This is a genomic window from Pseudoalteromonas sp. SWYJZ19 (genome assembly GCF_015864375.1).
In the GTDB taxonomy this organism is placed as follows: Bacteria; Pseudomonadota; Gammaproteobacteria; order Enterobacterales; family Alteromonadaceae; genus Pseudoalteromonas; species Pseudoalteromonas arctica.
Window position 1 is genome coordinate 129,065 of the sequence record NZ_JADYXI010000009.1, and the last position, 22,548, is coordinate 151,612.

At 37.9% G+C, this 22,548-nt stretch carries 21 protein-coding genes; 12 read left to right on the forward strand and 9 right to left on the reverse strand.

From position 1 onward, the window contains the following. Positions 1 to 22: 22 nt before the first annotated feature. Complete coding sequence (locus I6F45_RS11075) at positions 23 to 877, reverse strand: S1/P1 nuclease (RefSeq protein WP_007582418.1); 855 nt, start codon at positions 875 to 877, stop codon at positions 23 to 25. A 251-nt stretch (positions 878 to 1,128) separates the two neighbouring features. Here I6F45_RS11075 and I6F45_RS11080 point away from each other — a divergent pair, with 251 nt between their 5' ends. Continuing rightward, positions 1,129 to 1,995: a hypothetical protein gene (locus tag I6F45_RS11080; RefSeq protein ID WP_197119942.1), complete on the forward strand. Its 867-nt coding sequence runs from the start codon at positions 1,129 to 1,131 to the stop codon at positions 1,993 to 1,995. Continuing rightward, positions 1,988 to 2,932 carry a hypothetical protein gene (locus tag I6F45_RS11085; RefSeq protein WP_165741119.1) on the forward strand — a complete coding sequence of 315 codons (945 nt, stop codon included), beginning with the start codon at positions 1,988 to 1,990 and terminating at the stop codon, positions 2,930 to 2,932. The genes I6F45_RS11080 and I6F45_RS11085 overlap by 8 nt, the downstream gene beginning before the upstream one ends. A 26-nt stretch (positions 2,933 to 2,958) precedes the next feature. On the opposite strand, the gene ushA is transcribed toward I6F45_RS11085, so the two are convergent. Beyond that, complete coding sequence (ushA, locus tag I6F45_RS11090; protein ID WP_197119943.1) at positions 2,959 to 4,590, reverse strand: bifunctional UDP-sugar hydrolase/5'-nucleotidase UshA; 1,632 nt, start codon at positions 4,588 to 4,590, stop codon at positions 2,959 to 2,961. Between the two features lie 87 nt (positions 4,591 to 4,677). Continuing rightward, positions 4,678 to 4,863, reverse strand: coding sequence for a hypothetical protein (locus I6F45_RS11095; RefSeq protein ID WP_101163566.1), 186 nt, complete (start codon positions 4,861 to 4,863; stop codon positions 4,678 to 4,680). A 248-nt stretch (positions 4,864 to 5,111) separates the two neighbouring features. Between I6F45_RS11095 and I6F45_RS11100 the strand changes: the two genes are divergently transcribed. Beyond that, positions 5,112 to 5,852, forward strand: coding sequence for a peptidylprolyl isomerase (locus I6F45_RS11100; RefSeq protein WP_197160486.1), 741 nt, complete (start codon positions 5,112 to 5,114; stop codon positions 5,850 to 5,852). A 64-nt stretch (positions 5,853 to 5,916) separates the two neighbouring features. Here the strand turns inward: I6F45_RS11100 and I6F45_RS11105 are convergent, their stop codons facing one another. Beyond that, complete coding sequence (locus I6F45_RS11105) at positions 5,917 to 6,333, reverse strand: MAPEG family protein (protein WP_024593147.1); 417 nt, start codon at positions 6,331 to 6,333, stop codon at positions 5,917 to 5,919. 238 nt (positions 6,334 to 6,571) lie between these two features. On the opposite strand from I6F45_RS11105, the gene I6F45_RS11110 reads away from it, so the two are divergent. Next, on the forward strand, positions 6,572 to 9,454 hold the full coding sequence (locus I6F45_RS11110; protein ID WP_165728349.1) for an insulinase family protein: 2,883 nt from the start codon (positions 6,572 to 6,574) through the stop codon (positions 9,452 to 9,454). Between the two features lie 67 nt (positions 9,455 to 9,521). Here the strand turns inward: I6F45_RS11110 and I6F45_RS11115 are convergent, their stop codons facing one another. The 4 genes from I6F45_RS11115 to I6F45_RS11130 form a co-directional block, all read right to left on the reverse strand. Continuing rightward, positions 9,522 to 10,904 (reverse strand): Na+/H+ antiporter NhaC family protein, encoded by a 1,383-nt coding sequence (locus tag I6F45_RS11115; protein ID WP_007582429.1) that lies wholly within the window; start codon positions 10,902 to 10,904, stop codon positions 9,522 to 9,524. Positions 10,905 to 11,360: 456 nt separating this feature from the next. Next, positions 11,361 to 11,969: a PqiC family protein gene (locus I6F45_RS11120; protein WP_197119944.1), complete on the reverse strand. Its 609-nt coding sequence runs from the start codon at positions 11,967 to 11,969 to the stop codon at positions 11,361 to 11,363. Continuing rightward, on the reverse strand, positions 11,969 to 13,624 hold the full coding sequence (gene pqiB, locus I6F45_RS11125) for an intermembrane transport protein PqiB (RefSeq protein ID WP_007582433.1): 1,656 nt from the start codon (positions 13,622 to 13,624) through the stop codon (positions 11,969 to 11,971). Before pqiB ends, I6F45_RS11120 begins: the two co-directional genes overlap by 1 nt. After that, on the reverse strand, positions 13,621 to 14,787 hold the full coding sequence (locus I6F45_RS11130) for a paraquat-inducible protein A (RefSeq protein ID WP_024593151.1): 1,167 nt from the start codon (positions 14,785 to 14,787) through the stop codon (positions 13,621 to 13,623). Before I6F45_RS11130 ends, pqiB begins: the two co-directional genes overlap by 4 nt. Positions 14,788 to 14,951: 164 nt before the next feature. On the opposite strand from I6F45_RS11130, the gene I6F45_RS11135 reads away from it, so the two are divergent. Further along, a complete protein-coding gene (locus tag I6F45_RS11135) occupies positions 14,952 to 15,704 on the forward strand; it encodes a substrate-binding periplasmic protein (RefSeq protein WP_197119945.1) in 753 nt (250 codons plus the stop codon). On the opposite strand, the gene I6F45_RS11140 is transcribed toward I6F45_RS11135, so the two are convergent. Continuing rightward, positions 15,693 to 16,508 carry a thioesterase family protein gene (locus I6F45_RS11140; RefSeq protein ID WP_024593153.1) on the reverse strand — a complete coding sequence of 272 codons (816 nt, stop codon included), beginning with the start codon at positions 16,506 to 16,508 and terminating at the stop codon, positions 15,693 to 15,695. The genes I6F45_RS11135 and I6F45_RS11140 overlap by 12 nt on opposite strands. Before the next feature lie 242 nt (positions 16,509 to 16,750). On the opposite strand from I6F45_RS11140, the gene dnaK reads away from it, so the two are divergent. From dnaK to I6F45_RS11175, 7 genes are all read left to right on the forward strand, one after another. Then, positions 16,751 to 18,664, forward strand: coding sequence for a molecular chaperone DnaK (gene dnaK, locus I6F45_RS11145; RefSeq protein WP_008171317.1), 1,914 nt, complete (start codon positions 16,751 to 16,753; stop codon positions 18,662 to 18,664). A 202-nt stretch (positions 18,665 to 18,866) separates the two neighbouring features. Continuing rightward, the gene (gene dnaJ / locus I6F45_RS11150) at positions 18,867 to 20,006 is read left to right on the forward strand and encodes a molecular chaperone DnaJ (protein ID WP_010553942.1); all 1,140 of its coding nucleotides are present in this window, start codon (positions 18,867 to 18,869) and stop codon (positions 20,004 to 20,006) included. A 96-nt stretch (positions 20,007 to 20,102) separates the two neighbouring features. Continuing rightward, entirely contained in the window at positions 20,103 to 20,564 is a 462-nt protein-coding gene (gene ybaK / locus I6F45_RS11155) for a Cys-tRNA(Pro) deacylase (RefSeq protein ID WP_010553941.1), read from the forward strand. A 150-nt stretch (positions 20,565 to 20,714) separates the two neighbouring features. Next, positions 20,715 to 21,119 carry a DUF1761 domain-containing protein gene (locus I6F45_RS11160; protein WP_024593154.1) on the forward strand — a complete coding sequence of 135 codons (405 nt, stop codon included), beginning with the start codon at positions 20,715 to 20,717 and terminating at the stop codon, positions 21,117 to 21,119. Positions 21,120 to 21,211: 92 nt separating this feature from the next. Then, positions 21,212 to 21,580 (forward strand): response regulator, encoded by a 369-nt coding sequence (locus I6F45_RS11165; protein WP_024593155.1) that lies wholly within the window; start codon positions 21,212 to 21,214, stop codon positions 21,578 to 21,580. 146 nt (positions 21,581 to 21,726) lie between these two features. Next, positions 21,727 to 21,978: a hypothetical protein gene (locus I6F45_RS11170; RefSeq protein ID WP_165729466.1), complete on the forward strand. Its 252-nt coding sequence runs from the start codon at positions 21,727 to 21,729 to the stop codon at positions 21,976 to 21,978. Between the two features lie 203 nt (positions 21,979 to 22,181). After that, positions 22,182 to 22,445 (forward strand): CBU_0592 family membrane protein, encoded by a 264-nt coding sequence (locus I6F45_RS11175; protein ID WP_010553937.1) that lies wholly within the window; start codon positions 22,182 to 22,184, stop codon positions 22,443 to 22,445. Positions 22,446 to 22,548: the final 103 nt, after the last annotated feature.

The window sequence follows — 22,548 nt, forward strand, 5'->3', positions numbered from 1 at the left end:
GGTTATATAAATTTAATACAGTTTATTTGTCAGTCGTCATTTTCAGTGCCGTTTCTAACTCTTTTGCAGAAGGGTCAAATAAGGCATTTAGTAATCCAGCTAATCGAATACCCGCTTGTTGTAAGCGTGTCTTTATAATTGGAGTATTGTTATATATGTAGCTATAACCAATTTCGTTGTTGGTATATTTATAAATTTTTGTGGCTAAATTATGAGATTCTTCAACCCATGTCATAGGTGAGCTTTGTAAATACTCAGCAATTAACTCGCTGTTATTTGTATCAATAAATTGTGCGTACTCAGTAAACGATAAATTCTCGTTCTCAACTAACTTTGTATCCCAAAGGCTGTGAAGATTTGTTTCTTCGTTAAAAAATGAAACCTTAATACGGTTACCACCTCTATCTTCACTTCGACCAGCATGAAATGGTTGGTGACTGTCGCCCACCAAATGTACTAAAAAACGTAAACTGAACTGTTTAGCATCTAAGGTGCTATTTTTATCAGTGAGCGTTTGCATTGAATAGTGAATGCCTTCTAGGATATTACTTACAGATTCTTTGTTTTTAGTGTGATCGTGATTGAAGCTGAAAGATTTTCCTGGTGCTGCATTAATATAATGCCAACGAGATGATTGCTTTTGCCAAAACTCGCCAGGGGCAGAGCGCATTTCATCAGGCCACGTTGATATTTGTGCAAGTGATTCACCATCAAGGTAGGGTTGTATTGCCGCTTTAGTTGTTTCGCTTATATGAGATTCTGCAATCTTACCTACAATGCGGTGGCCATTTTGACCCCAAGCATGTGAGTCAGTGCTTGTAAATATTGCACTAATCAAAAGCGCAGAAGATATCGAGTACTTTATATTGCTATGCATTAGAACTTCCTTAATGAATATTTCATGGCGTTGCTACAGGCTAATGCGGTCAATTGTCCTTACTTTTGTTGTTGATAGGAAGGACTCATTAAAATTCATAGTTTCTTATTCACATTACTTTTAAATCAATAGTTTATGTTTAACAGGTAAAATTACTTGTTGTAATAAGTAAGCGAAATTGTTCAAATGCACTATATAGTCTATTTTTGAGTGGCATTGCTTTGAATTTTAAAAATATCGTGTTGCACAAAATGTTAATTGTTACATTTTTGTTTCTATTATTGGTCGTTACGTGGGTTTGCGGTCAAGTTAGTGTATACAATGATGAATTACACTTTCCAGTTATGATCGAAACCTCAACAGAGTGTCAAACAACTGCAACAAGTAACAAAGGCCAATTAATTGTTTTTACGCAATCAAAAAAAATAGCTAAGTTATTAACACAAAAGTTATGCTCTGATAACGTGGTGGCTAAGCAATATGGCTCTGTAAAAGGGTATTGGGGGTATAGAACGGCAGACAGCTTTGAGTTTGTGGGTAAAGGAATTGCTGACTTAATTTTGGCTAAAAACAATATTATGGCAGCCTTTAAAGCAGAGTCGACCTATAACTACCAGCCCGTTGTTGGCTTTTCTGACTACACGGCTTTTTTTATATCTTCTAAAGAAAAACCTAGAGTTACTAAACAATACTTTTTAGATAAGCGCATAGGTTTGCTTGATTATCCGACCAGCCGATCAGGGCATATTTTACCAAAGCAAACGTTTAAAGAGTTGGATATTAATTTAGCCAATTTGAAAATCACTTATGCTAGCTCTCATAACGAATTACGTGATTTACTCGCTAATGGAAAAGTAGATATTATTGCTTCGTTTTGGAAAGAGAGCGACGAAAAACGTTTTTCAAAAAACTATATTACGCCATTGAGTAATAATATTTCTGGAACAAGATGGTATTTAAAAATGCAGCAAAACAACACTGATTTATTATGCGCAGTGCAGGAAAATTTGCTTGATATGTCTAAAGATCAAAGTTTGCATTACTATCAAAACGTCCAGCCATTTTGGCGCTGTGGCGCCAGCTCAGTAGGCTTAAAAGAGGAGGTTGGTGATGAGTAAGTATAAGCAATTACTTGTTATTATAAGTTTGTTTTTTATTTTGTCGTCTGTCTTTTATATTTCTGTAACTCAAAAAAGCCAGCAAGTAGCTAAACAAAAAATTACGCAGATAGAAAGGCAAATAGCACTCGACTTACCCTTACTCGATTTATCAAATGAGCTGCTAAAGCATTCAGGTAATAAAGATGCAGTTAACAGCTACATTAAAACTTTAAACAGCTACATTAATTCGAACGAGCTCAAAGTTGTTGCTATTGCACCAAAAAACGAGATGGTAACACCTGTAAACTCACACCAAATAATACGTAGTTTGAGCACTAATAATGGGTTCGTATTAGTTGTATTTAACGTCCAACAAGCCCACTTTACATTGAGCCATTTTATTTACTATTTTATATTTTTAGTATTAAGTGTATTGATTAGTTTTTGGGTGAAATTTGCGTTTATTAAACAGAGCAATAAGCAGTTTAATAATGCACAGCATCAATCAATTGAAGAGCCTACGCCGCTGATACTTATTGTTGACCTTAACGATAAAACATTATCAAGTAGTTGTAATACAGAACAAAAAATGTGTTTAGCCAATAAGCCATTGTGCTTTTATTTAGCACTTGTAGAGTATTGTACAAATAACGATGATGTAGCGCTTAGTCATAATAAAGATGTGCCAGAGGAGCTGCTAGAGCTTGCTAACAAGTATTTTTATAGGTTGGTCGAACTCGGCCATACGGTTAGAAAAAGGCCTAACTTTAATAATAGCCTAGAAAAAACCCTGAGCGAAGTACGTGCTGCATTAGATGAAGTACTCAGTGAGTATCCTGAAGAAAAAGAGTTATATTATCCACCTAAAGCATACGGGGAGGGTTCTCGCTCTCGTCTGCATAGTTATGGGCTGGCAAATATTAAAAAGGGCAGTATTGAAATAATAGGAAAGTAACAAGGTTACTTTCCTATTATTAGAGGCTATTTAGGAGTAAATTCAGCCGTTTTAAGAGGGCTGTTTTTTGATATAAAATCTTGAAGTGCTTGGGCATCTGTTTCGTCTGTACTAACAAAGCCTTTTTTATTTGTAAGCGCAGGATAGCCATCACCGCCTGATGCGTTATAGCTATTTAAGCTCATACGGTAAGTTTTATTTTTGTTCAAAGGTTGGCCGTTAATAACAACATTAACTAACTGATTATTTTTACGCTCAAACGATAGTTTATGGTATTGCAAGTAAGCGCCAGCATCCGGTGGGAAGCTCGTTACTGTATTTAAATAGTCCCATAAATCACTGCCTTGCCAATCCATGTAAGTAATACGATTTTTAAAAGGATGTACTTTTAAAATATCTTTATAGCTCACTTCACCAGCCTCTATTGAGCTGCGAATACCACCACCACTTATTAGTCCAAAGTCTGCACCCACTACATCCATTTGAGCTTGAATAATTACGCGTGCAAGATTTGTTTGTTGGTAGCGAACTTTGTTTCTGTCACCTTCTAAGCGAGCATCTACTTCACCAATGGTACCTTCAATTTGTTTAGCGCCTTTAGCTTGGTATACCGCTAAATAAGATTCAAGTTTTGAGTCTGGTTTAATGTACTCGTTTGCTAATACTTCTTTAGTTGAGCCATCAGCTTGTACTTTATCTACATACAAATTAACTGGCATCAGTTTGTAGTCTAGTAACGTTAATTTTCCGTTTTCAAGCTTAAACTCAGCTTTACCAACATATTTACCCCATTCATGGGCTTGCATAATGTAAGTACCGTTTTGTTGGTCTGGTTTACAGGCAAGACCTGGTTTAAAGCTATCGTCATTTACATTTGTATCGCTCATGCATACAGGTTCTTGAGAGTGGCCACCAATGATCATATCTAGCGTGTTTGCAGGAAGTGAGCGAGCAAGTGTTATATCACCGGGTGCGTTAATACCAAAGCTAGCATCAACATAATGACCCATATGAGTCAGGGCGATTGTAATGTCAGGGTTGTACTTAGCTTTTATTTCTTTCGCTAGTTTTGCTGTAACGTCAACAGGGTCTTTAAACTCTAAGTGCCCAATATACTGAGGATTACCAATTTTAGCTGTGTCGGTTGTTGTTAAACCAATAACAGCAATAGTTAATCCATTCTTTTTGAATATTTTATAGCTATCAAACGCGTGTTCGCCTGACTCTTTTTCAAATATATTGGCTGATAGAAAAGGAAAGTTCACCCATTTTTGCTGTTGCTTCAATACATCAATAGGGTTGTCGAATTCGTGATTACCCAATGCCATTGCATCGTAACCAATCAGCGACATACCTTTAAAGTCAGGCTCTGCTTTTTGTAAGTCTGACTCAGGAATACCTGTATTTATATCACCACCAGAGAGTAGTAATACTGCATGACCTTGCTTTTGAGCTTTATTGCGTAAAGAGTCAATTAACGTTTTGCGAGCGGCCATACCGTATTCGCCTTTTTCGTTTTGCCAAAAACGCCCGTGGTTATCATTAGTATGAAGAACAGTTAAATATTTAGTCGGGGTAGCGCTAAACACGGATTCAGGAGCAGGAGATGTGCATCCGAGTACACTAAAAATAACCGAAAATAAAATAATTATACGCATAAAATACCTATGGATTAAGGTCTACTTAATTTATCAGGCAGCTAGTTTAAACTAGTTCCATGCTAAAAAAACGTACTTATTTACATTTTATTTGGAAGGGGCTGTTAATTGGTTTGTGGCAGCACGTTCACGACGCTTCAACTCCGTATTCGCATACTCTCGCTTGTGGTGATTAGTACCTATCATCCAGGTTAAAAAGCTTGCTGGCAGTTTTGTATAGGGTTCGCCTTTGTGTAAACCAAAGTCGCAAATTGCATGTTTAGTGTGTGACATTATAAGATCCTGTTGTTTTGTGTTTTTTAAAGGTAACAAAAAGTAGCCATACTCTTAAGATGATTTAATTTTAAATAATTAGATTTATATAGCTAAAAAGAATATAAGTAATGGTATATGTAATTAATTTGTTATCAACACGGTCTAATTTGTATCAACTCGCACTTTAGAATCGATTTTAATCGCCTATGGCATTAATGTGTTAACGCATTAACAATTATCTAAAAATATAACAACAGGAATACAACATGAAAAAACTTTTACTTGGCTCAGTACTCGCCGCAGCAAGCTTTACAAGTGCTGCCACTATTGTCGAAATGAACACGAGCCAAGGTGTCATAGAAATTAACTTGTTTGATCAACAAACACCTAAAACAGTTGCAAATTTTTTAAGCTACGTTCAAGACGATTCATATAACGAAACAGTAATTCACCGCTCTGTTAGTAACTTTGTTATTCAAGGGGGGGGATTTACATTTTCTGACTCGCTAGATGCGATTACCACAAAACCTGCTGTAGAAAATGAACCCGTTTTTTCTAATGTTAAGGGCACCATTGCGATGGCTAAACTATCGGGTGATGCTAATAGCGCAACAAGCCAGTGGTTTTTTAATATTACAGACAATAGTGCAGCACTTGATACGCAAAACAGTGGCTTTACTGTGTTTGGACAAATTACTGCAGCAAGCCAATCAACGTTAGATAAAATTGCAGCATTAGTACACTGTGGTGAAACACCCGTTGTTGGTATTACTGCTGAACAATGTGCAAGCACTGATGTAACAATTAGCAGTGCTAATTTAGTGACTATTCAAAACGTGGCGGTAATGGATGATGATCCTAATTCAGCCGAAGGTCTTACTGTTACTGAAAATACGCTAATTGATTCTGACACATCAACAGATTCAGGTAGCAGTTCTGGCGGCGGATTAATTTGGCTTTTAGGTGCTTTTTTACTTGCGGTTCCTCGTTTAAAACGTGCTAAATAATTAAAATTAACGGTAATGTGGATGGCGTAAACCAGCCGCCCACATTATTATTAAACTTTGCTGTTTAAAGTAATACTCGCCAAACCATCGCAAGCCAAATTGAAAACACACAAGCACAACCTAGTAAAAACACTTTAAAACGTGCTCGTACGTTATTTTCACCTAAATGAATAACACTATGCACAATACGTGTTGCTACAAATAAACAGGCCAGTATAGCCACAAGTGTACTGGCGCTATTTAGCTGTAGTGCAAGTAAACACCCCGCGTAAAAAAGCACAGGTATTTCAAACTGATTTGAAAAGTTTCTATCTGCAACCCTAATAGTGTCGCCAGCCTTATCTAATTGCATTGTTTTAAAATCGCTTAAATCTAATTGTTTGTTTTTAGCTGCTGCAAAGCGCCTTTTACCCATAATGAGCATGACAACCAGTGAAAGCGTAACTTGTGCAAACATGGCAAGTATGATGATTTTTTCCATTGTTTTTCCTTATTATTATTTAGAGTTTGTGTATCTTTTGATATTGAATGATTTTTAATCTCGAAAGTTGGCAGACTCGCAACTAATAGCCGATTATGAAGACATTTTTCACAATGTGTTACACAAAATAGCGTTATTTTGTAGAAAGTTATTAATTGAAAATGTTAGTTTAGCTTAACTATATTGCTTTGAATTGGCGCATGCTATTTTGCGCAATACTTTTTAATGGAAAACAAAAATGAAAAAGATTATTGGTTTTAGTGCTATCGCACTTGCAGTTTTAAGTGGTTGTTCAAATACAGCTTCGGTTTCTGTGGCGCCTCCGGCCTCTTTATTATCAGACACGTTAGTTGTAAGTCCTAACGATAACCGCGAATATAAAACACTTAAATTAGCAAACGATATTGAAGTTATTTTAGTGTCTGATCCTGGTGCTGAAAAGTCAGCAGCGGCACTAAGTGTAGGTGTAGGTTTACTACACGACCCGATGTCGCAACAGGGTATGGCGCATTATTTAGAACACATGCTGTTTTTAGGCACTGATCGTTACCCAGATACAAAAGGGTATTCTGATTTTATGACCAAAAATGGTGGCGCGCACAATGCGTATACTTGGCTCGATATTACTAATTACATGTTTAAAATTAATAACGACGCGTTTGATGAAGGGCTAGACCGTTTTGCCGACTTTTTTAAGGCACCTAAGTTATACCCTGAATACACAGACAAAGAAAAAAATGCAGTAAACGCAGAGTGGTCAATGCGTCGCGAAATGGACTTTTTTGGTCAATTTAAACTAGCGCGTAAAATGATGGGCGATCACCCAGCTAATCGCTTTTTAATTGGTAACCTAGAAACACTTGGTGACAAAGAAAATAGTTCTCTTCACAAAGAAACGGTTGATTTTTATAATAAATATTATTCTTCAAATGTCATGAAAGTAGCGCTTATTTCTAATTTACCTATTGCTGAAATGGAGCAAAAAGCACAAAAATACTTTGCTGATATAAAAAATAAAAACATAGAAAAACCAACAGTAACTGCAAAGCTTGATTTTGATAACGCTGGCGGTAAACGCGTGTTTTATGCACCAAATGAAGATGTAAAACAGCTACAACTTGATTTCACCATTGCTAATAATAATAGCGAGTTCGCGCTTAAACCAAACCGATTTGTAGCGTATTTACTAAGTAATGAAATGCCGGGCAGCCCAGCGCAACTGCTTCGTGACAAAGGGTGGGTATCTCAGTTGTCAGCTTCAGCTGCACCAAATCAATATGGTAATTACGGGTCATTAAACGTAAACGCAGAGCTTACAGATGAAGGCATGAAAAATCGTGACGAAATAGTTGCGACTATTATGCAGTACATCGATTTAATTAAAAAAGAGGGCGTTGATAGCAAGTACTTCAACGAAATTCGTACATCACTAAATAACCAGTTTAAGTTTTTAGAAAAAGGTGATGAGTTTAATTATGTAAGTTCACTTACGCAAAGCATGCAAGACTATCCGTTAAATCACGCTATTAATGCACCTTACTATTATGCAAAATTTGACGCTGATGCTGTAAATAAAGTACTTGAGCAGTTAAATGCCGATACTCTTCGTATTTGGTATGTATCGCAACAAGAAGAGACTGACTCGCAACTACACTTTTACGACGGCAAATACCGCATTAGTGATATTAGCGATGATGAAATTGCCAGCTGGAAAAAACCAAGCGAATTTAAGTTAGCACTACCAACTGTAAACAATTTATTGCCTGAAAATTTTGCAATAAAAACTCAAGCATTTAAAGAGCAAAAACACCCTGAGCTTGCTTACGATAAAAATGGTGTAAAAGTATGGCGCCAAGCAAGTCAAAAATTTGCAGAGCAGCCAAAAGGGCTTGTTGAAGTTTATATAAATACTCAACCCGGTTTGAACGATATTAAGGCAGAAGTACTTTATTCTGTTTGGGCTGATTTATACAATATTCAACAAAGTCAGTTAAGTACCGAAGCAGCAATCGCTGGTATGAGTGTAAGCCTTGCGCCGAGTAATGGTCTTGTTTTATCTATGAGTGGTTTTACAGATAAACAAGATGTATTGCTTAAACAAGCTTTAACCGGATTAAAAGCCGATGAAACAGCACAAGCATTTAGCCAAGCAGTTGATCGCTTTAAACGTAATTTACTAAACCAACAAAAACAGTTTCCGTATGCACAAGCATTTGGCGAGTATTCAAAACTAACGCGTACAGGTGGTTTTGATACAGACGCGCTTATTAAAGCCGCTGACTCAGTGAGTGTTGCCGACTTAGCACAATTAAAAACAGCTACGTTTGCACAAAACGATTTACGCGTATTTAGTTACGGTAACTACAATCAGCAAGATATAGACGCGATTGCAGACGAATTAAGTGCAACATTACCAAGCAACCATAAACGCAGTGAATTTGCGCGAAGCAAAGCATGGTTGCCACAACCGGGCGAAACGCTGGTACTGCAAAAAGATATAGATGTAGCTGATGTAGCGGTGGTTGATATGACCGTTCACCCTGTTGCGGGTTACAAACAAAAAGCAGAAGCGGCTGTATTACAAAGCCACTTTAGAACAGTTGCGTTTGATAAAATGCGTACTGAGGAGCAGCTTGCATACGCAGTAGGTGCATTAGCTCGCCCAATCGAGGATTACTCAGCAATTGGTTTGTATATTCAAACACCGGTTAAAGGTCCTAAAGAAATACAAGCTCGTTTTGATAAGTTTAAAAAAGAATACGCAGTTGAACTTGATAACATGAGCGAAGAGACTTTTGAGCAGCTTAAAAATTCAACCCTAGTATCGCTTAAAGAGCAGCCTAAAAACTTAAGTGACGAAATGAGCCCACTTATAAACGATTGGTACCGTGAAAATTTTACCTTTGATTCTAAGCAAAAGCTGATTGATGAAGTTGAAAAAGTAACGCTTGCAGATATAAAAGACTACTACAAGCAAACAATGCTTAATCCTAATGCGGCACGTTTAAATGTGCAATTACGTGGTACTAAGTTTATAGAAAGTGACTTTGCCGATTTACCAAATCAAACTAAAATCACAACGCTTGATGCCTATTACAATGGTATTAAACTACAAAAATAAGCTTTATTTATACAGCTAAAAATAAACCCCAATGTATTGCTACATTGGGGTTTTTATTTAAGTAAATTTAAGCCATTATTAAAAAGCCTATAACAGCTAATGCCGCAGCAATTAGCGTGTAAGGCAATTGTGTAACGGCATGGCTCATTAAATTACAACCAGAGCCTTGCGCTGCGAGTACGGTTGAATCTGAGTAAAAACACGCTTGGCTACCAAAAGAAGAAGCCGATAATAGCGCACCAATGACCAGTGGTATGTTTGCATCAACCGCATTTGCCAGTGGCATAACAATCGGAATTGATACAGCAAAAATACCCCAGCTCGACCCTGTTGCAAACGCTAAAATAGCCATTGAAATAAATACCACGGCTGGTAAATATGCAGCAGTCATATAAGGGCTTAAGCTGCCAATAACAAACTGAGGTAAACCAATTAAGTCGCATACATCTTTAAATATAAACGCCGCTATAACAGTACCAATCGCGGGGATCATACTTTTAAAGCCATCAAGCATGCGCTCAATCATTTCACTTACGCTCATTAATTTTTGTAGTGCATAAAATGGGAGAGTGACCGCCATTGTTGCTAATAAGCCTTTATATACGTCAATTTCAAAGTAAACAGTAAATGCAACCAGTAAAATAATCGGCACCAAAAAGTTACGTAATTTACCTTTAGGATCAGCGTCTTCAAAGTTTTCTTCAGCTGCTTTTACTGCGTATTCATCTGCCGTTTGAACGTTATTGTATTGAGCTGGATCGACTTGAGCTTGCTCAATTTGCGCCATTTGTTCTGCTTTTTTCATTGGACCAATCGCAGGAATAACACCCAACACAACAAGTAAAACAACAAGCACTGCAAACCACGCGTAAAACATGTACGGAATAGCTTGAATATAAACAGCAATACCTTTGCCTTCTTCAGCAATACCGTTATCTACCAATAAGCCACTAAAAAATACCGCCCAGGTAGATAAAGGGACAAGCACACAAATTGGTGCCGCAGTTGAGTCAACAACGTAAGCAAGCATTTCGCGGCTAACTTTAAATTTATCGGTAATGCGTTTCATGGTTTCACCCACGGTAAGCGCATTTAAGTAGTCATCAATAAAAATAACCACACCTAAACAAAAGGTCATGAACAACGATGAACGCTTACCTTTGGTGTACTTAAGAGCTAACTTGCCAAAAGCCGATGCGCCACCTGTACGCACTAATAGTGCGATAAGTGCGCCAAAACCACCACATACAAGTATTAGCCAGCCGATGGTTTCGTCTGTCATCACTTTTAGCGATGTACTCGCAAAGTTAGTAAGTACCTGTGCAGGGTCGGCTATAACTAAACCAACTAAAGCACCAATAAGTAAAGATAAAATAGGGCGGCGTAATACAACAGCCAATACAACCACCACTAACGGTGGTAGTAAACTCAACGCAGAAGGTTCAAGCATTTAAGTATTCACAAAATTAAAAGCATGCATCAAAATTAAATTAATTTTCAAGCTGCTTATACAAAAACAAAGAAGATGATAAGTTTGTTGTTAAATCATTTTCCAAGTCACTGCTTTTGTACGCGTGGGAGGAACACATAAACAGTTATGTTAAATTGCAGTTTAAGTGAAACGCGTTGGCTTTGGCGCCAGACGGTGCAAGGAGTGCAAACCGCTATTGTTGTGCCTGTAAAAACATCGGCGCAAAAATAATCTGCTTTTTAATTTCAGTCAACAAAAAAATACATAAATTGATTAAGTTTATTAGAGGCGGCTTTAATAGTGTGATTCATATGGCTCACTTTTTTGTGGCGCGGAGTGTTGAGCAGGATAAAAATTATTAAAGAAGGAGTTTTAAGCGAAAGGTACGGCGGTAATTAATGATAAAACCGCCGTAATTATACTTTCACTTAATGATTAAAGTCTTGCTTGTTCTATTTGTTCTGCAACATTTAGGTTTATATTTAGCCATGTTGCTTCAAGCGTTGAAACTAAACCGTCGTATCCATCATCATCGATAGGCACTAGGTTTGAAAAATTATGAATACTTATAAGACGTCGGCCTGTTTCAGGGTGTGTGTAATATAAACGCCAAAGCCCTGAAATATCAGCGTTACCTTCCATATCGCCATTAAAGTGGTGAATTTCGTATTCAAGCTCATAAAACGTTTGCTGATCGAGTTCAGTAATGACCGGTAAGCCCTTTATTACCATCCAATTTGGCATAGCATTAAAAAGAGTTTGCTGGGCTGTTGCAGTGAGCATTACATCCGGCGATTCGCCCCACAGGTTGTAATTTGCGGCATGAATTTGGTTGCTATCTATTTTCATAGCAATACCTAAATTATTTAAAGCACCTCTAAGTACAACTGTTTGTATTCTTAATTGTGCGTCTGTGTCTGTCACATTTCGAGACGAGGCACCAATAGGCTGCTCAAACTGATAATATTGTGTTGCAGTTTGTATTGATGAACTACAACCTGCCAATAGTAATAATAAACTTGCAGTTAAAAATAACGATTTCATTATTGCTTCCTTGGTTTTGGATCTGCTGGTAATGATTTATCAAAAATTAGCATATTAGGTTGCTCGTTTAATCCGCGAGTTAGAGGTTGTAGGCCCTCGCTTAAACGTTTAAACTCTTTTAATGTTTGCTGTATTTGATGATGAAGTTCAGAACCTGCTTGGTAACTGGCCATGGTTTTATCAAATTGGCGCATAGTTACTTCAAACTGCTCCATACTTTTTGTCATCTTTTCGAAATTACGATTAAAGTCGCCTGGTAAGTTTTGTGTATCTTTTTGGCTTAGCAGCTCTCGCATTTCATTAGCAAGCGCTCGGTAATCGGTAAATGTGGCTTGCATTTGTTCTAAGCTATCTTCAACTTTTAAGTTATTTACTTTATTAAGTACGTCAGATACTTGGTCTGCTAATACGGTTATGCCGCTAGAAATACTCGGAAAAACATCATACTGCACAAGTTTACCTAGGTGCGCTTGCGGTGCATCTGGGTATATATCAAAATCAACGTATACTGCACCCGTTAATAAATTACCAGGCTTTAACGAGGCGCGCATACCACTTTCAATCCAGCCTTTTAAACTACCTTGCCAATACTCTTTAGCTGAGGCACTGTCGTGATACAAGCGTCCGTATTCTACTTTTATAAGTACTGGAACCGCCGTATTATGGTTTCTAAAGTGGGCAGGTTTACCGTCAATAATTACATTGGCAGGGGTTTCAACAACAGTACCTACACGCATACCTCTATATTCGACAGGAGCACCTGTGCGTAGTCCTCGAACTGATTGTTCAAATTCAATGAGGTAGTAATCAAAATCGTAAAAGCGCTCTTCTAGCGCTTCTTTATAGCTTTGGCTTAATGAAAAGCTATGCCCATCTTGTGCTATTTCACCCGGGGCCTGTTGCTCAGGTAAGCCAACCGAAATGCCGCCTTTTAAAAGTTTACTTAAAGAGCCCGTATTAATATTGATGCCATCGGCAGATAGGTCAATTTCAATCCCTGCGTTCACCCAAAAAATAGAGTTCATGGTTATGAGATTTTGATAAGGTTCTTTAATAAATACGCCGTACTTCATTGCCTGGTTTTCCCAATCAAAAGTGGCGGTTTCTATTTGACCTATTTTGTAATTTTTGAAAAATATACCGGTACTCACATCAAGCACTTCAGCGTTGTAACTCATTAATTTAAAACGGCCACCTTTCACATCTTTACCAATGAGGGCGGGTTCGTCTTGTAATTTAAAACGCTCTTTTAGCTCTTTACTTTCACCGGGTGAAAACTCTAAATATACACCAGACAATAGCGTACTCATTCCGCTAATACCCGTTTCATCAATGCGTGGTTTTACAACCCAAATTTTGGCATCATCAGTTAATAAGTTATTGTAGTTTTTGTCTATTTGCGCACGGGCAATAACGCTGTCTTGGGTGTCTGATAGTCGAACATGATCAATTTGACCTATTTTTACACTGCGCACTTTTATTTCAGTTTTACCTGCAATAATGCCCTCAGCTTGTGGCATTTCGATAAAAATTGTAGGGCCTTTATTAGCTTGGTATTGGTATAACATCCACATGCCCACTAACAGCGCAATTGCCGGAATGATCCAGATAGCGGAAATTTTCGGTTCTTTTGTTATTTCGGCAGTTTCGGTCATGCTTTGTTCTCTGATTTTTTGTTTTTAGGGGAATCCCACAACAAGCGTGGGTCAAAGGCATGGGCAGCCATCATTTGGCATATTACCATAACTGTAAAAAATACAATGCCTAATCCTGGTGTTACTGACATTAAATTACCCAGTTGAACTAAGGCAACTAAAATAGCAACCACGAATACATCTATCATCGACCATTTTCCAATAAACTCAGTCAGTTGATAAATTCGGGTGTAACTTTTTGTATGTCTATTGGCAGGCCTCGTTACCATAAAGCATAAAAAGCTCAATACAAAAGCTTTAGCAAGTGGCACCACAACGCTGGCTAAAAATATAATAGCGGCAATAGGGTAGGAGCCACTTTTCCAAAGTGTAATTACGCCACCAATTAAAGTTGAAGGGGATTCATCCCCAAGACTAGTGGTATGCATAATAGGCAAAACATTAGCTGGAATATAACAAACAACAGAGGTAATTAGCCAAGCTGCTGCTTTTTGTACGCTGTAAGGGTTTCTGACATGTGTTTTAGTATGGCAACGCTGGCATACATTACCTGTACAAAGTTGATGGCACACATGGCAAGCTTTAATATTTTCATCTATTGCACGTTTAGCATGCTCTGCGCCTTCGAGTACTTTTACAGGCTTTATTTGAGCCCATAAGCGTGGGCGATTTAAGTGAACAAGCGCGGCTATGTATAAAATAACAAACCCCACATAAGCCCAAAAACTCGTGCCAAAGCTAATATCAGCCAGCGACATGATTTTAACCATACTAACAAGTACGCCAATTAAAAATATTTCCGACATAATCCAGGGCTCTAACGCAAGGGTGAACTTTAGTAGTCGCCTTGCTATGCCCTCTGGTAATGTTTTTAAAAGCCCAAGATGCAAAGGAATTAAAATAAGAAGCAAACCCATAGGCAGAGCAATAATGCTCAAATCGATAAATAAGCCAAGCAGTTCACTATCGTAATTAAATAAAATCCGAGCCGCGTCGGGCAGAGTAATAGTTTGAGTAATACCACTACTGCTAAAAGAAATAAAAGGGTAAAACATACTGCTCAGCAGCATTAATAGTGCGCTAAAGCTTAGTGCAACTATACGACTATCGTGATTAACATCGGCTTCGCAAAGTTTATGGTGGCAATGTGGGCATATCGCCATTTGTTTTGCGATTATGCGAGGTATATCTATGATCAGATCGCAGCAGGGGCATACAGTTTGCAATTTAATACCAAGCAAGAAGAATATTTCTTCAATTTTGCTATATTTAATACATTAATACAACGCGTTCTGCTATCAAGCTGTTCGTTATATAAAGGAAGCATGTGAAATATTATTTTTACTACATATTAATGTGGCTCTTTATTTGCTCGCAAAATGCTGTGGCTATTAATAAAGAGCGAGAGGTAATCATCGCTGCGAGCGCATCAATTCACCCCTATGTTTTTGTAAAAACGGACTCGGGTATACACCTAAATTTAATAAAAGCCGCGTTAAATGCCAATGGATTTGCTAATATTAATGTGCAATATATGTCGAATAAACGCGCTGAGCATCAATTACATAATAAAGGAGTAGATATACTTTTAAATTATGCTGGAGGAATTAGTGCGGGTATTTATCCAAGTAAAACGGTACTTAGTTATGAAAATGTGGCCATTACACTCAAGCGAAATAAATATAACATCGATAAAATAGAAGGCATGTTTAATAAAAACGTTCTTGCTTTTCAAAATGCAACGGCATATCTGCCTCCTATATTTAAAAGGAATGTTAAACACTTTAGCTCATATCAAGAGGTTATTAATCAAAAAGCGCAGGTAGATAAGCTGTTAAAAGGTTGGGTTGATGTAATTGTGTTAGATAAGCGTATTTTTTACTATTACTACAATCAACATAAATCCCCCGAAGCTGTGCAAATTTACACTTTATTTCCAAAAGCAGATCGACCTGCTTATTTTAACAACTTCTCTTTAGCTACTGAGTTTGATATTGGTTTGGCGCTCATCAAGCAAAATGGTACTTATAAAAGGATTGTTGATGAAGGCCAAACCCAAACCCATTCATCAATCAAATAAAGCCACTGTTTGACGTGTAAGCGCTATTAGCTCACCCGACTGCGACCATATACAGCCATCCTCTAAACCGTAACCATCTTTTGAATGATGAGTAATTGCTTCAAAGCCAAGCCATTCTCCAGGTGTTAAGTTTGGCTCTTGCACAAATTCTAAATACCACGACATGCTACTTGCAGGAGCGGGTTGTTTAAACATTTGTAAAAGTGTTGGCGGCCATGCATCGGTAAGTGCAATCACATGGGCTTCAGTTATTTGTTCGGGCGTATGTTTAAAGCGCATCCAGCCACCTAAATGAGAAGTTTCTGCACTACTAAATGGCATAGCACCTTGTTGGGGGCATAAATCAACATGTTGGAAAAATTCAGGCATCTGACCTTTTATAAAAGGTAACGTGTGGCGCTCATCTACTGGCTTTAAACCCAAAGACTTCGAAACAGGCACATTAATACCCGACTCTCTACTTTTAGCAAAACACGCTTGTACAATTACGCACACTTGTTCATTTTGAATCGCTTTGGCGAGTACCTGTGTACTGCTTTTACCTTGGCGCAGTATTTCAACAGACAATGAAAAAGAGGTATCGGCAAGTAATGGCCCTACAAAATTAGTACTGAGTGAAAGTAAGCGACGATCATCCGTTACCTTGCCTCTGATTGCTTGATATAACAGCGCAGCCGAAAGCCCACCAAAAGCAGTTCTGCCCTGACACCAGTTTTCTGGGAATTGCATTGTGCTAGTTGATTGTTCGGTATTGTCTGAATTTCCAATTTTTGAAGCTTGCTGAAGTAATTGTTCAAAATGCATAGAAGATATCCTTTTATAGTGCGATTTAATAAATTTATAACACAATCAAACTAGTCAGACCAGTAATTAAAAGCGACTCCAGCGGTGTAAAAATCATCATTCCTTACAATTATTAGGGTTATTTTGTAAATAAATCATAAAAAATGAATTTTTTTTCATTTTTACAGTTGAAATAAGTTTGGCGCATCCCTATTTACTATGTCATCGAACGTATTAACGAATATTGAAGTTGGAGAAGTTTCATGGGTAAAATTATTGGAATCGATTTAGGTACTACAAACTCTTGTGTTGCAGTACTTGATGGTGGCAAAGCACGTGTTATTGAAAACGCGGAAGGCGATCGCACAACCCCGTCTATTATTGCTTACACGCAAGACGGCGAAACATTAGTAGGTCAATCTGCTAAGCGTCAAGCGGTTACTAACCCGACAAACACATTATTTGCAATTAAGCGTTTAATTGGTCGTCGTTTTGAAGACGAAGAAGTACAACGCGATATCGGCATCATGCCGTTTAAAATTGTTAAAGCTGATAACGGCGATGCATGGGTAGAAGCGGGCGGCGAAAAACGCGCTGCACCACAAATTTCTGCTGAAGTACTGAAAAAAATGAAGAAAACAGCTGAAGACTTCTTAGGTGAAGAAGTAACTGAAGCCGTAATCACAGTACCTGCATACTTTAATGATTCACAACGTCAAGCTACGAAAGATGCTGGTCGTATTGCGGGTCTTGAAGTTAAACGTATTATCAATGAGCCAACTGCTGCGGCACTTGCTTACGGTATGGATAAAAACCGTGGCGAAAACGTAGTTGCAGTATATGACTTAGGTGGCGGTACTTTCGATTTATCAATCATTGAAATTGATGAAGTTGAAGGCGAGCACACTTTTGAAGTACTTGCTACAAACGGCGACACTCACTTAGGTGGTGAAGATTTCGATAACCGCGTAATCAACTACTTAGTAGCTGAATTCAAGAAAGATCAAGGCTTAGACCTTAAAAATGATCCGCTTGCAATGCAACGTGTTAAAGAAGCTGCTGAAAAAGCAAAAATTGAACTTTCATCTGCACAGTCTACAGAAGTAAACCTTCCGTATGTAACCGCTGATGCATCTGGTCCTAAGCACATGAACGTGAAACTAACACGTGCTAAGCTTGAGTCACTAGTTGAAGATTTAGTAACTAAAACAATTGAGCCACTTAAACGTGCACTTGCTGATGCTGATTTATCAGTAAGCGACATCAACGACATTATTCTTGTTGGTGGTCAAACACGTATGCCTTTAGTACAAAAAATCGTTGCAGAGTTCTTCGGTAAAGAACCTCGTAAAGATGTTAACCCTGATGAAGCAGTAGCCGTAGGCGCAGCGATTCAAGGTGGTGTACTTGCTGGTGACGTTAAAGATGTACTATTACTAGACGTTTCTCCATTATCTCTAGGTATTGAGACAATGGGTTCAGTAATGACTGCATTGATTGAGAAAAACACGACGATTCCTACTAAGAAATCGCAAACGTTCTCAACAGCTGAAGATAATCAATCTGCTGTAACAATTCATGTACTTCAAGGCGAGCGTAAACGTTCAAGCGACAATAAATCTCTAGGTCAATTTAACCTAGAAGGTATTCGTCCAGCACAACGTGGTACACCACAAATCGAAGTAACATTTGATGTTGATGCCGATGGTATCTTACATGTATCTGCGAAAGATAAAGATACAGGTAAAGAGCAAAAGATTACGATTCAAGCATCTTCAGGCTTAAGCGATGACGAAATTGAAGCGATGGTTCGTGATGCAGAAGCACATGCTGAAGACGATAAAAAGTTTGAAGAACTTGTAGCTGCTCGTAACCAAGCTGACGCTTTAGTTCACGGTACACGTAAGCAAATTGAAGAAGCTGGCGATGCATTACCAAACGAAGACAAAGAAGCAATTGAAGCTGCTGTTGTAGATTTAGAAGCTGCAATTAAGAGCGACAATAAAGAAGAGATTGAAGCTAAAACTCAAGCTCTTGCTGAAAAGTCTCAAAAACTAATGGAAATTGCTCAAGCGAAAGCACAGCAAGGTTCAGCAGACGCTGGCGAACAACAGTCAACTAAGCAAGACGACGACGTTGTTGATGCAGAGTTCGAAGAAGTGAAAGACGACAAGTAATTGTTGCTACCGCTTCTCGCTAGCCAAAAACACTTAACTCAGTTAGGTGTTTAGGTTAGGATGAACAATTGAGGCGCGCGAGCAATAGCTTGTCGCGCCTTTTGCATGTATTCAAGGTTTAAAAATTCAATGATAAATCGATGCGATTTATCGATTTATCCTGCAGCTTACGCTGTAAACAGAAAAGAGTAGTGTGATAGATATGTCAAAACGCGATTATTACGAAGTCCTCGGCGTAAGCAAAGATGCGAGTGAGCGAGACATAAAAAAAGCGTATAAACGCTTAGCGATGAAATATCATCCAGATCGTACCGCAGGCGATAAAGATCTCGAAATAAAATTTAAAGAAGTTAAAGAAGCGTACGAAATTTTAACCGACGATCAAAAACGTCAAATGTATGACCAACATGGTCACGCAGCCTTTGAACAAGGTGGTGGCGGTGGTCACGGTGGTTTTGGTGGCGGACATGGCGACTTTGGTGATGTATTTGGCGATGTATTTGGCGATATTTTTGGTGGCGGCGGTGGTCGACGTCAATCTCGTCAACAACGTGGATCTGATTTACGTTACAACATGGACTTAAGCTTAGAAGAAGCTGTTCGTGGTAAAGAAGTTGAAATTAAAGTACCTACATGGGTTGGTTGTGAGCCATGTGATGGCAGTGGTGCTAAAGCGGGTTCTAAGCCTAAAACATGTACTACATGTCATGGTGCTGGCCAGGTGCAAATGCGCCAAGGTTTCTTTGCTGTTCAGCAAACGTGTCCAACGTGTCAGGGACAAGGTCAAATTATTTCAGACCCTTGTAACAGTTGTCATGGACAAGGCCGCGTAGAAAAAACTAAAACGCTTTCAGTTAAAATTCCAGCTGGCGTTGATACAGGCGACCGTATTCGCTTAACGGGTGAAGGCGAAGCCGGAATGCATGGCGCGCCGTCGGGCGACTTGTACGTGCAAGTATCGGTTCGTGAACATGAAATATTTGTACGTGAAGCGAATAATTTATATTGTGAAGTACCAATTAGCTTTACTACAGCAGGCCTTGGTGGCGAAATTCAGGTGCCAACACTTGATGGTCGTGCAAAACTTAAAATACCGTCTGAAACTCAAACGGGCAAAATGTTCCGTATGCGTGGCAAAGGTGTTAAGTCTGTACGCAGTGGTGCCCAAGGCGATCTAATTTGTAAAGTGGTAATCGAAACGCCAGTTAATCTTAACGAGCGTCAACGTGAACTACTTCAAGAGTTAGATGAAAGCATGGGCACAGACAGCTCTAAAAACCGTCCTAAAGAGCAAGGCTTTTTTGACGGTGTTAAAAAGTTTTTTGATGATTTAACTAAATAAATTTAAATTATTATGAACAAAAAACGACGCTTTTAGCGTCGTTTTTTTTGCTTTAAACTTAATTTTTGTTACTGTGAATAAAAAAGATGAAACAGCATGACACCAGCAATAGATCTACTTAAAAAGCAAAAAAAAACCTTTGAAGTACTCAGTTATGAGCACGATAAGAATAATAGTCACTACGGGCTTGAAGCCGTTGAAAAGTTAAATTTAGACAGTGCACAAGTATTTAAAACCTTAGTACTTGAAACACATGAAGGGCAACTGATTGTTGCTGTTACGCCTGTATCTCAACAAGTTAATTTAAAACAGTTAGCTAAACTATGTGGTGCTAAAAAAGTAATTATGGCTGCCCCACAAAAAGTACAAGTTAGTACCGGTTATATTTTAGGAGGGGTGAGTCCGCTTGGACAAAAAAAACGTCTAGCTACGTTTATTCATAGCAGTGCTTCTCTCTTTGACACTATTTATGTGAGCGCCGGAAAAAGAGGCTTAGAAATAGCACTCTCGCCAACTGATTTAGCCTTATTGACCAATGCAAAATTTGGCGATTTATAAATTTTATTTTTATAATTATCTTCTATACCAAAAATTAATTTAAGTTAGGCTATTTGCTCAATCCCCTATTTATAACTACATTGGGAGTATCTTTATACCGTTAATATTTAATACCAAACGGTATTACACTTTTTGTATACGGCTGTTTGTATGAACCTTTTAGATGTAGATTATTTTGCGATACTAGTGGCTGCACTGTCTTCTTTTATGCTTGGCGGTATATGGTATTCAAAAGCTCTCTTTAAAAATGCATGGCTAGAAAGTATTGGCTTAACTGATCTGGATTTACAATCGGCTAATCCTAAGTTGATATTTGGCGGCAGCTTTTTCTTAGTGTTTATAGCGGCTTTAATGCTGTCTCTTTTTTTAGGTAAAGACGCAAGCTTAGGTGAAAGTATAGGGACTGGCTTTATTATTGGCTTTTTTTGGATTGGCAGTTCATTAGGATTGAGTTATATATTTGAGCAACGCCCTCTAAAGCTTTTTTTAATTAACGGGGGGTACCATATTTTACAATTTTCGTTAATGGGGCTCATTTTAGGGATATGGCCGTAAGATTTAAATAATCAGCAAATCCAAATTTGATCCTTATCTACGAGTAGAGTAGTTTTATATAATCCCATTTATACAATTTGGTAAAGAAACTAATGAGAATATTAGTTGTTGATGATATGCCACTCATGCGACACGTATTAATTAATATGCTTAGAAAACTAGAGTATAGCAATATCGTTGAAGCAACTGATGGATTGCAAGCTTTGGTATTTCTGCGTAATCAACATTTCGATTTGGTTATTACTGACCTTCATATGCCAAAAATGGATGGCGTTAGTTTACTTACTAACATTCGAAAAGATAAAGAACTCGCTGATATTCCCGTTTTAATGGTTACTTGTGAAGACAGTACAGATAAAGTTAAGCAAGTTATTGCAGCTAAGGTATCAGGGTTTATAGTCAAACCTTTTAATATGAATGTATTGTCATCTCAATTAAACCGCTTCTTTTTTAAAGATTAGGATGTGTTTATTTTATAAAGGTTATATGTAATGGGGCTTTATAGATTAAGTCTGCCGTATCTAAATTCTAAGTCAGAGGTGGTAACCTTTACCCATCTAAACTGATATAATTGCTAATTACTCTTTATATAATACCGCAGGACGTAATGGCAAAACCCAACAAAAAAGGCCCTACTAAAACGGTTGATATTTTTTGCTCTGCTTGTAAAGCCTCTTTATTTAAATATCGAAAAGGGGGAAAAGGAACATTAATTAAGTGCTTTAAAGAGCGTATTAGCCAAGACTTTACAACAGAGGCTTGTATTTGCCCTAACTGTAGCCGGCCATTTGCCCGAGAAGCGATTATTCGCGGTGCGCCGGCCTATAAAATAATTGGCGGCAAAGTAACCTTTAAATAAGGTATATGAAGTAATACTAAACCGCAATAATACTTAATTAAGCGAATAAGTATAAAGCCTTGTGCATGCGGACATATGGCCTTGTTAGAATTTACCATATTGATAGAATCGCCCGGTTTGCTGTTTCAATGAATGAAAAAATACCCTCCCCATGGATCGGGCCAGTTTATTGGGTTATTTAAAAATGGATAAAGGATAGTTTCGTGATAGCACTCTTATTTGACATCATAGGCATGACAGGTACTTTTTTAGTAGTTGGTTCATTTTTTTTACTGCAGCTAGGTAAAACATCTCCAGCTAGCTTAACGTATAATATGATGAATTTAACAGGGGCAATTTTACTGTTAATTAGCCTTTGTTATAACTTTAATTTAGCGAGCTTTGTAATCGAGATATTTTGGATTGCAGCGTCGTTAATTGGCTTATATAAATATGTTAAAAATAGATCAACATTAGCTACAAATTAATTTTTTTTAATTTAATGCTAAACAGATCGCTGTAAACATAGTTGTTTACGGCGATTTTTGTTTTTAAACACTTTAAAACTGTTGTTAACAAAAAGTTTATATC

Bases quoted from the DNA above. Each gene is read 5' to 3' on its own strand.
- I6F45_RS11075 (WP_007582418.1), bottom strand. From the start codon at position 877: ATGCATAGCAATATAAAGTACTCGATATCTTCTGCGCTTTTGATTAGT.
- I6F45_RS11080 (WP_197119942.1), top strand. From the start codon at position 1,129: ATGTTAATTGTTACATTTTTGTTTCTATTATTGGTCGTTACGTGGGTT.
- I6F45_RS11085 (WP_165741119.1), top strand. From the start codon at position 1,988: ATGAGTAAGTATAAGCAATTACTTGTTATTATAAGTTTGTTTTTTATT.
- ushA (WP_197119943.1), bottom strand. From the start codon at position 4,590: ATGCGTATAATTATTTTATTTTCGGTTATTTTTAGTGTACTCGGATGC.
- I6F45_RS11095 (WP_101163566.1), bottom strand. From the start codon at position 4,863: ATGTCACACACTAAACATGCAATTTGCGACTTTGGTTTACACAAAGGC.
- I6F45_RS11100 (WP_197160486.1), top strand. From the start codon at position 5,112: ATGAAAAAACTTTTACTTGGCTCAGTACTCGCCGCAGCAAGCTTTACA.
- I6F45_RS11105 (WP_024593147.1), bottom strand. From the start codon at position 6,333: ATGGAAAAAATCATCATACTTGCCATGTTTGCACAAGTTACGCTTTCA.
- I6F45_RS11110 (WP_165728349.1), top strand. From the start codon at position 6,572: ATGAAAAAGATTATTGGTTTTAGTGCTATCGCACTTGCAGTTTTAAGT.
- I6F45_RS11115 (WP_007582429.1), bottom strand. From the start codon at position 10,904: ATGCTTGAACCTTCTGCGTTGAGTTTACTACCACCGTTAGTGGTGGTT.
- I6F45_RS11120 (WP_197119944.1), bottom strand. From the start codon at position 11,969: ATGAAATCGTTATTTTTAACTGCAAGTTTATTATTACTATTGGCAGGT.
- pqiB (WP_007582433.1), bottom strand. From the start codon at position 13,624: ATGACCGAAACTGCCGAAATAACAAAAGAACCGAAAATTTCCGCTATC.
- I6F45_RS11130 (WP_024593151.1), bottom strand. From the start codon at position 14,787: ATGGCGATATGCCCACATTGCCACCATAAACTTTGCGAAGCCGATGTT.
- I6F45_RS11140 (WP_024593153.1), bottom strand. From the start codon at position 16,508: ATGCATTTTGAACAATTACTTCAGCAAGCTTCAAAAATTGGAAATTCA.
- dnaK (WP_008171317.1), top strand. From the start codon at position 16,751: ATGGGTAAAATTATTGGAATCGATTTAGGTACTACAAACTCTTGTGTT.
- dnaJ (WP_010553942.1), top strand. From the start codon at position 18,867: ATGTCAAAACGCGATTATTACGAAGTCCTCGGCGTAAGCAAAGATGCG.
- ybaK (WP_010553941.1), top strand. From the start codon at position 20,103: ATGACACCAGCAATAGATCTACTTAAAAAGCAAAAAAAAACCTTTGAA.
- I6F45_RS11160 (WP_024593154.1), top strand. From the start codon at position 20,715: ATGAACCTTTTAGATGTAGATTATTTTGCGATACTAGTGGCTGCACTG.
- I6F45_RS11165 (WP_024593155.1), top strand. From the start codon at position 21,212: ATGAGAATATTAGTTGTTGATGATATGCCACTCATGCGACACGTATTA.
- I6F45_RS11170 (WP_165729466.1), top strand. From the start codon at position 21,727: ATGGCAAAACCCAACAAAAAAGGCCCTACTAAAACGGTTGATATTTTT.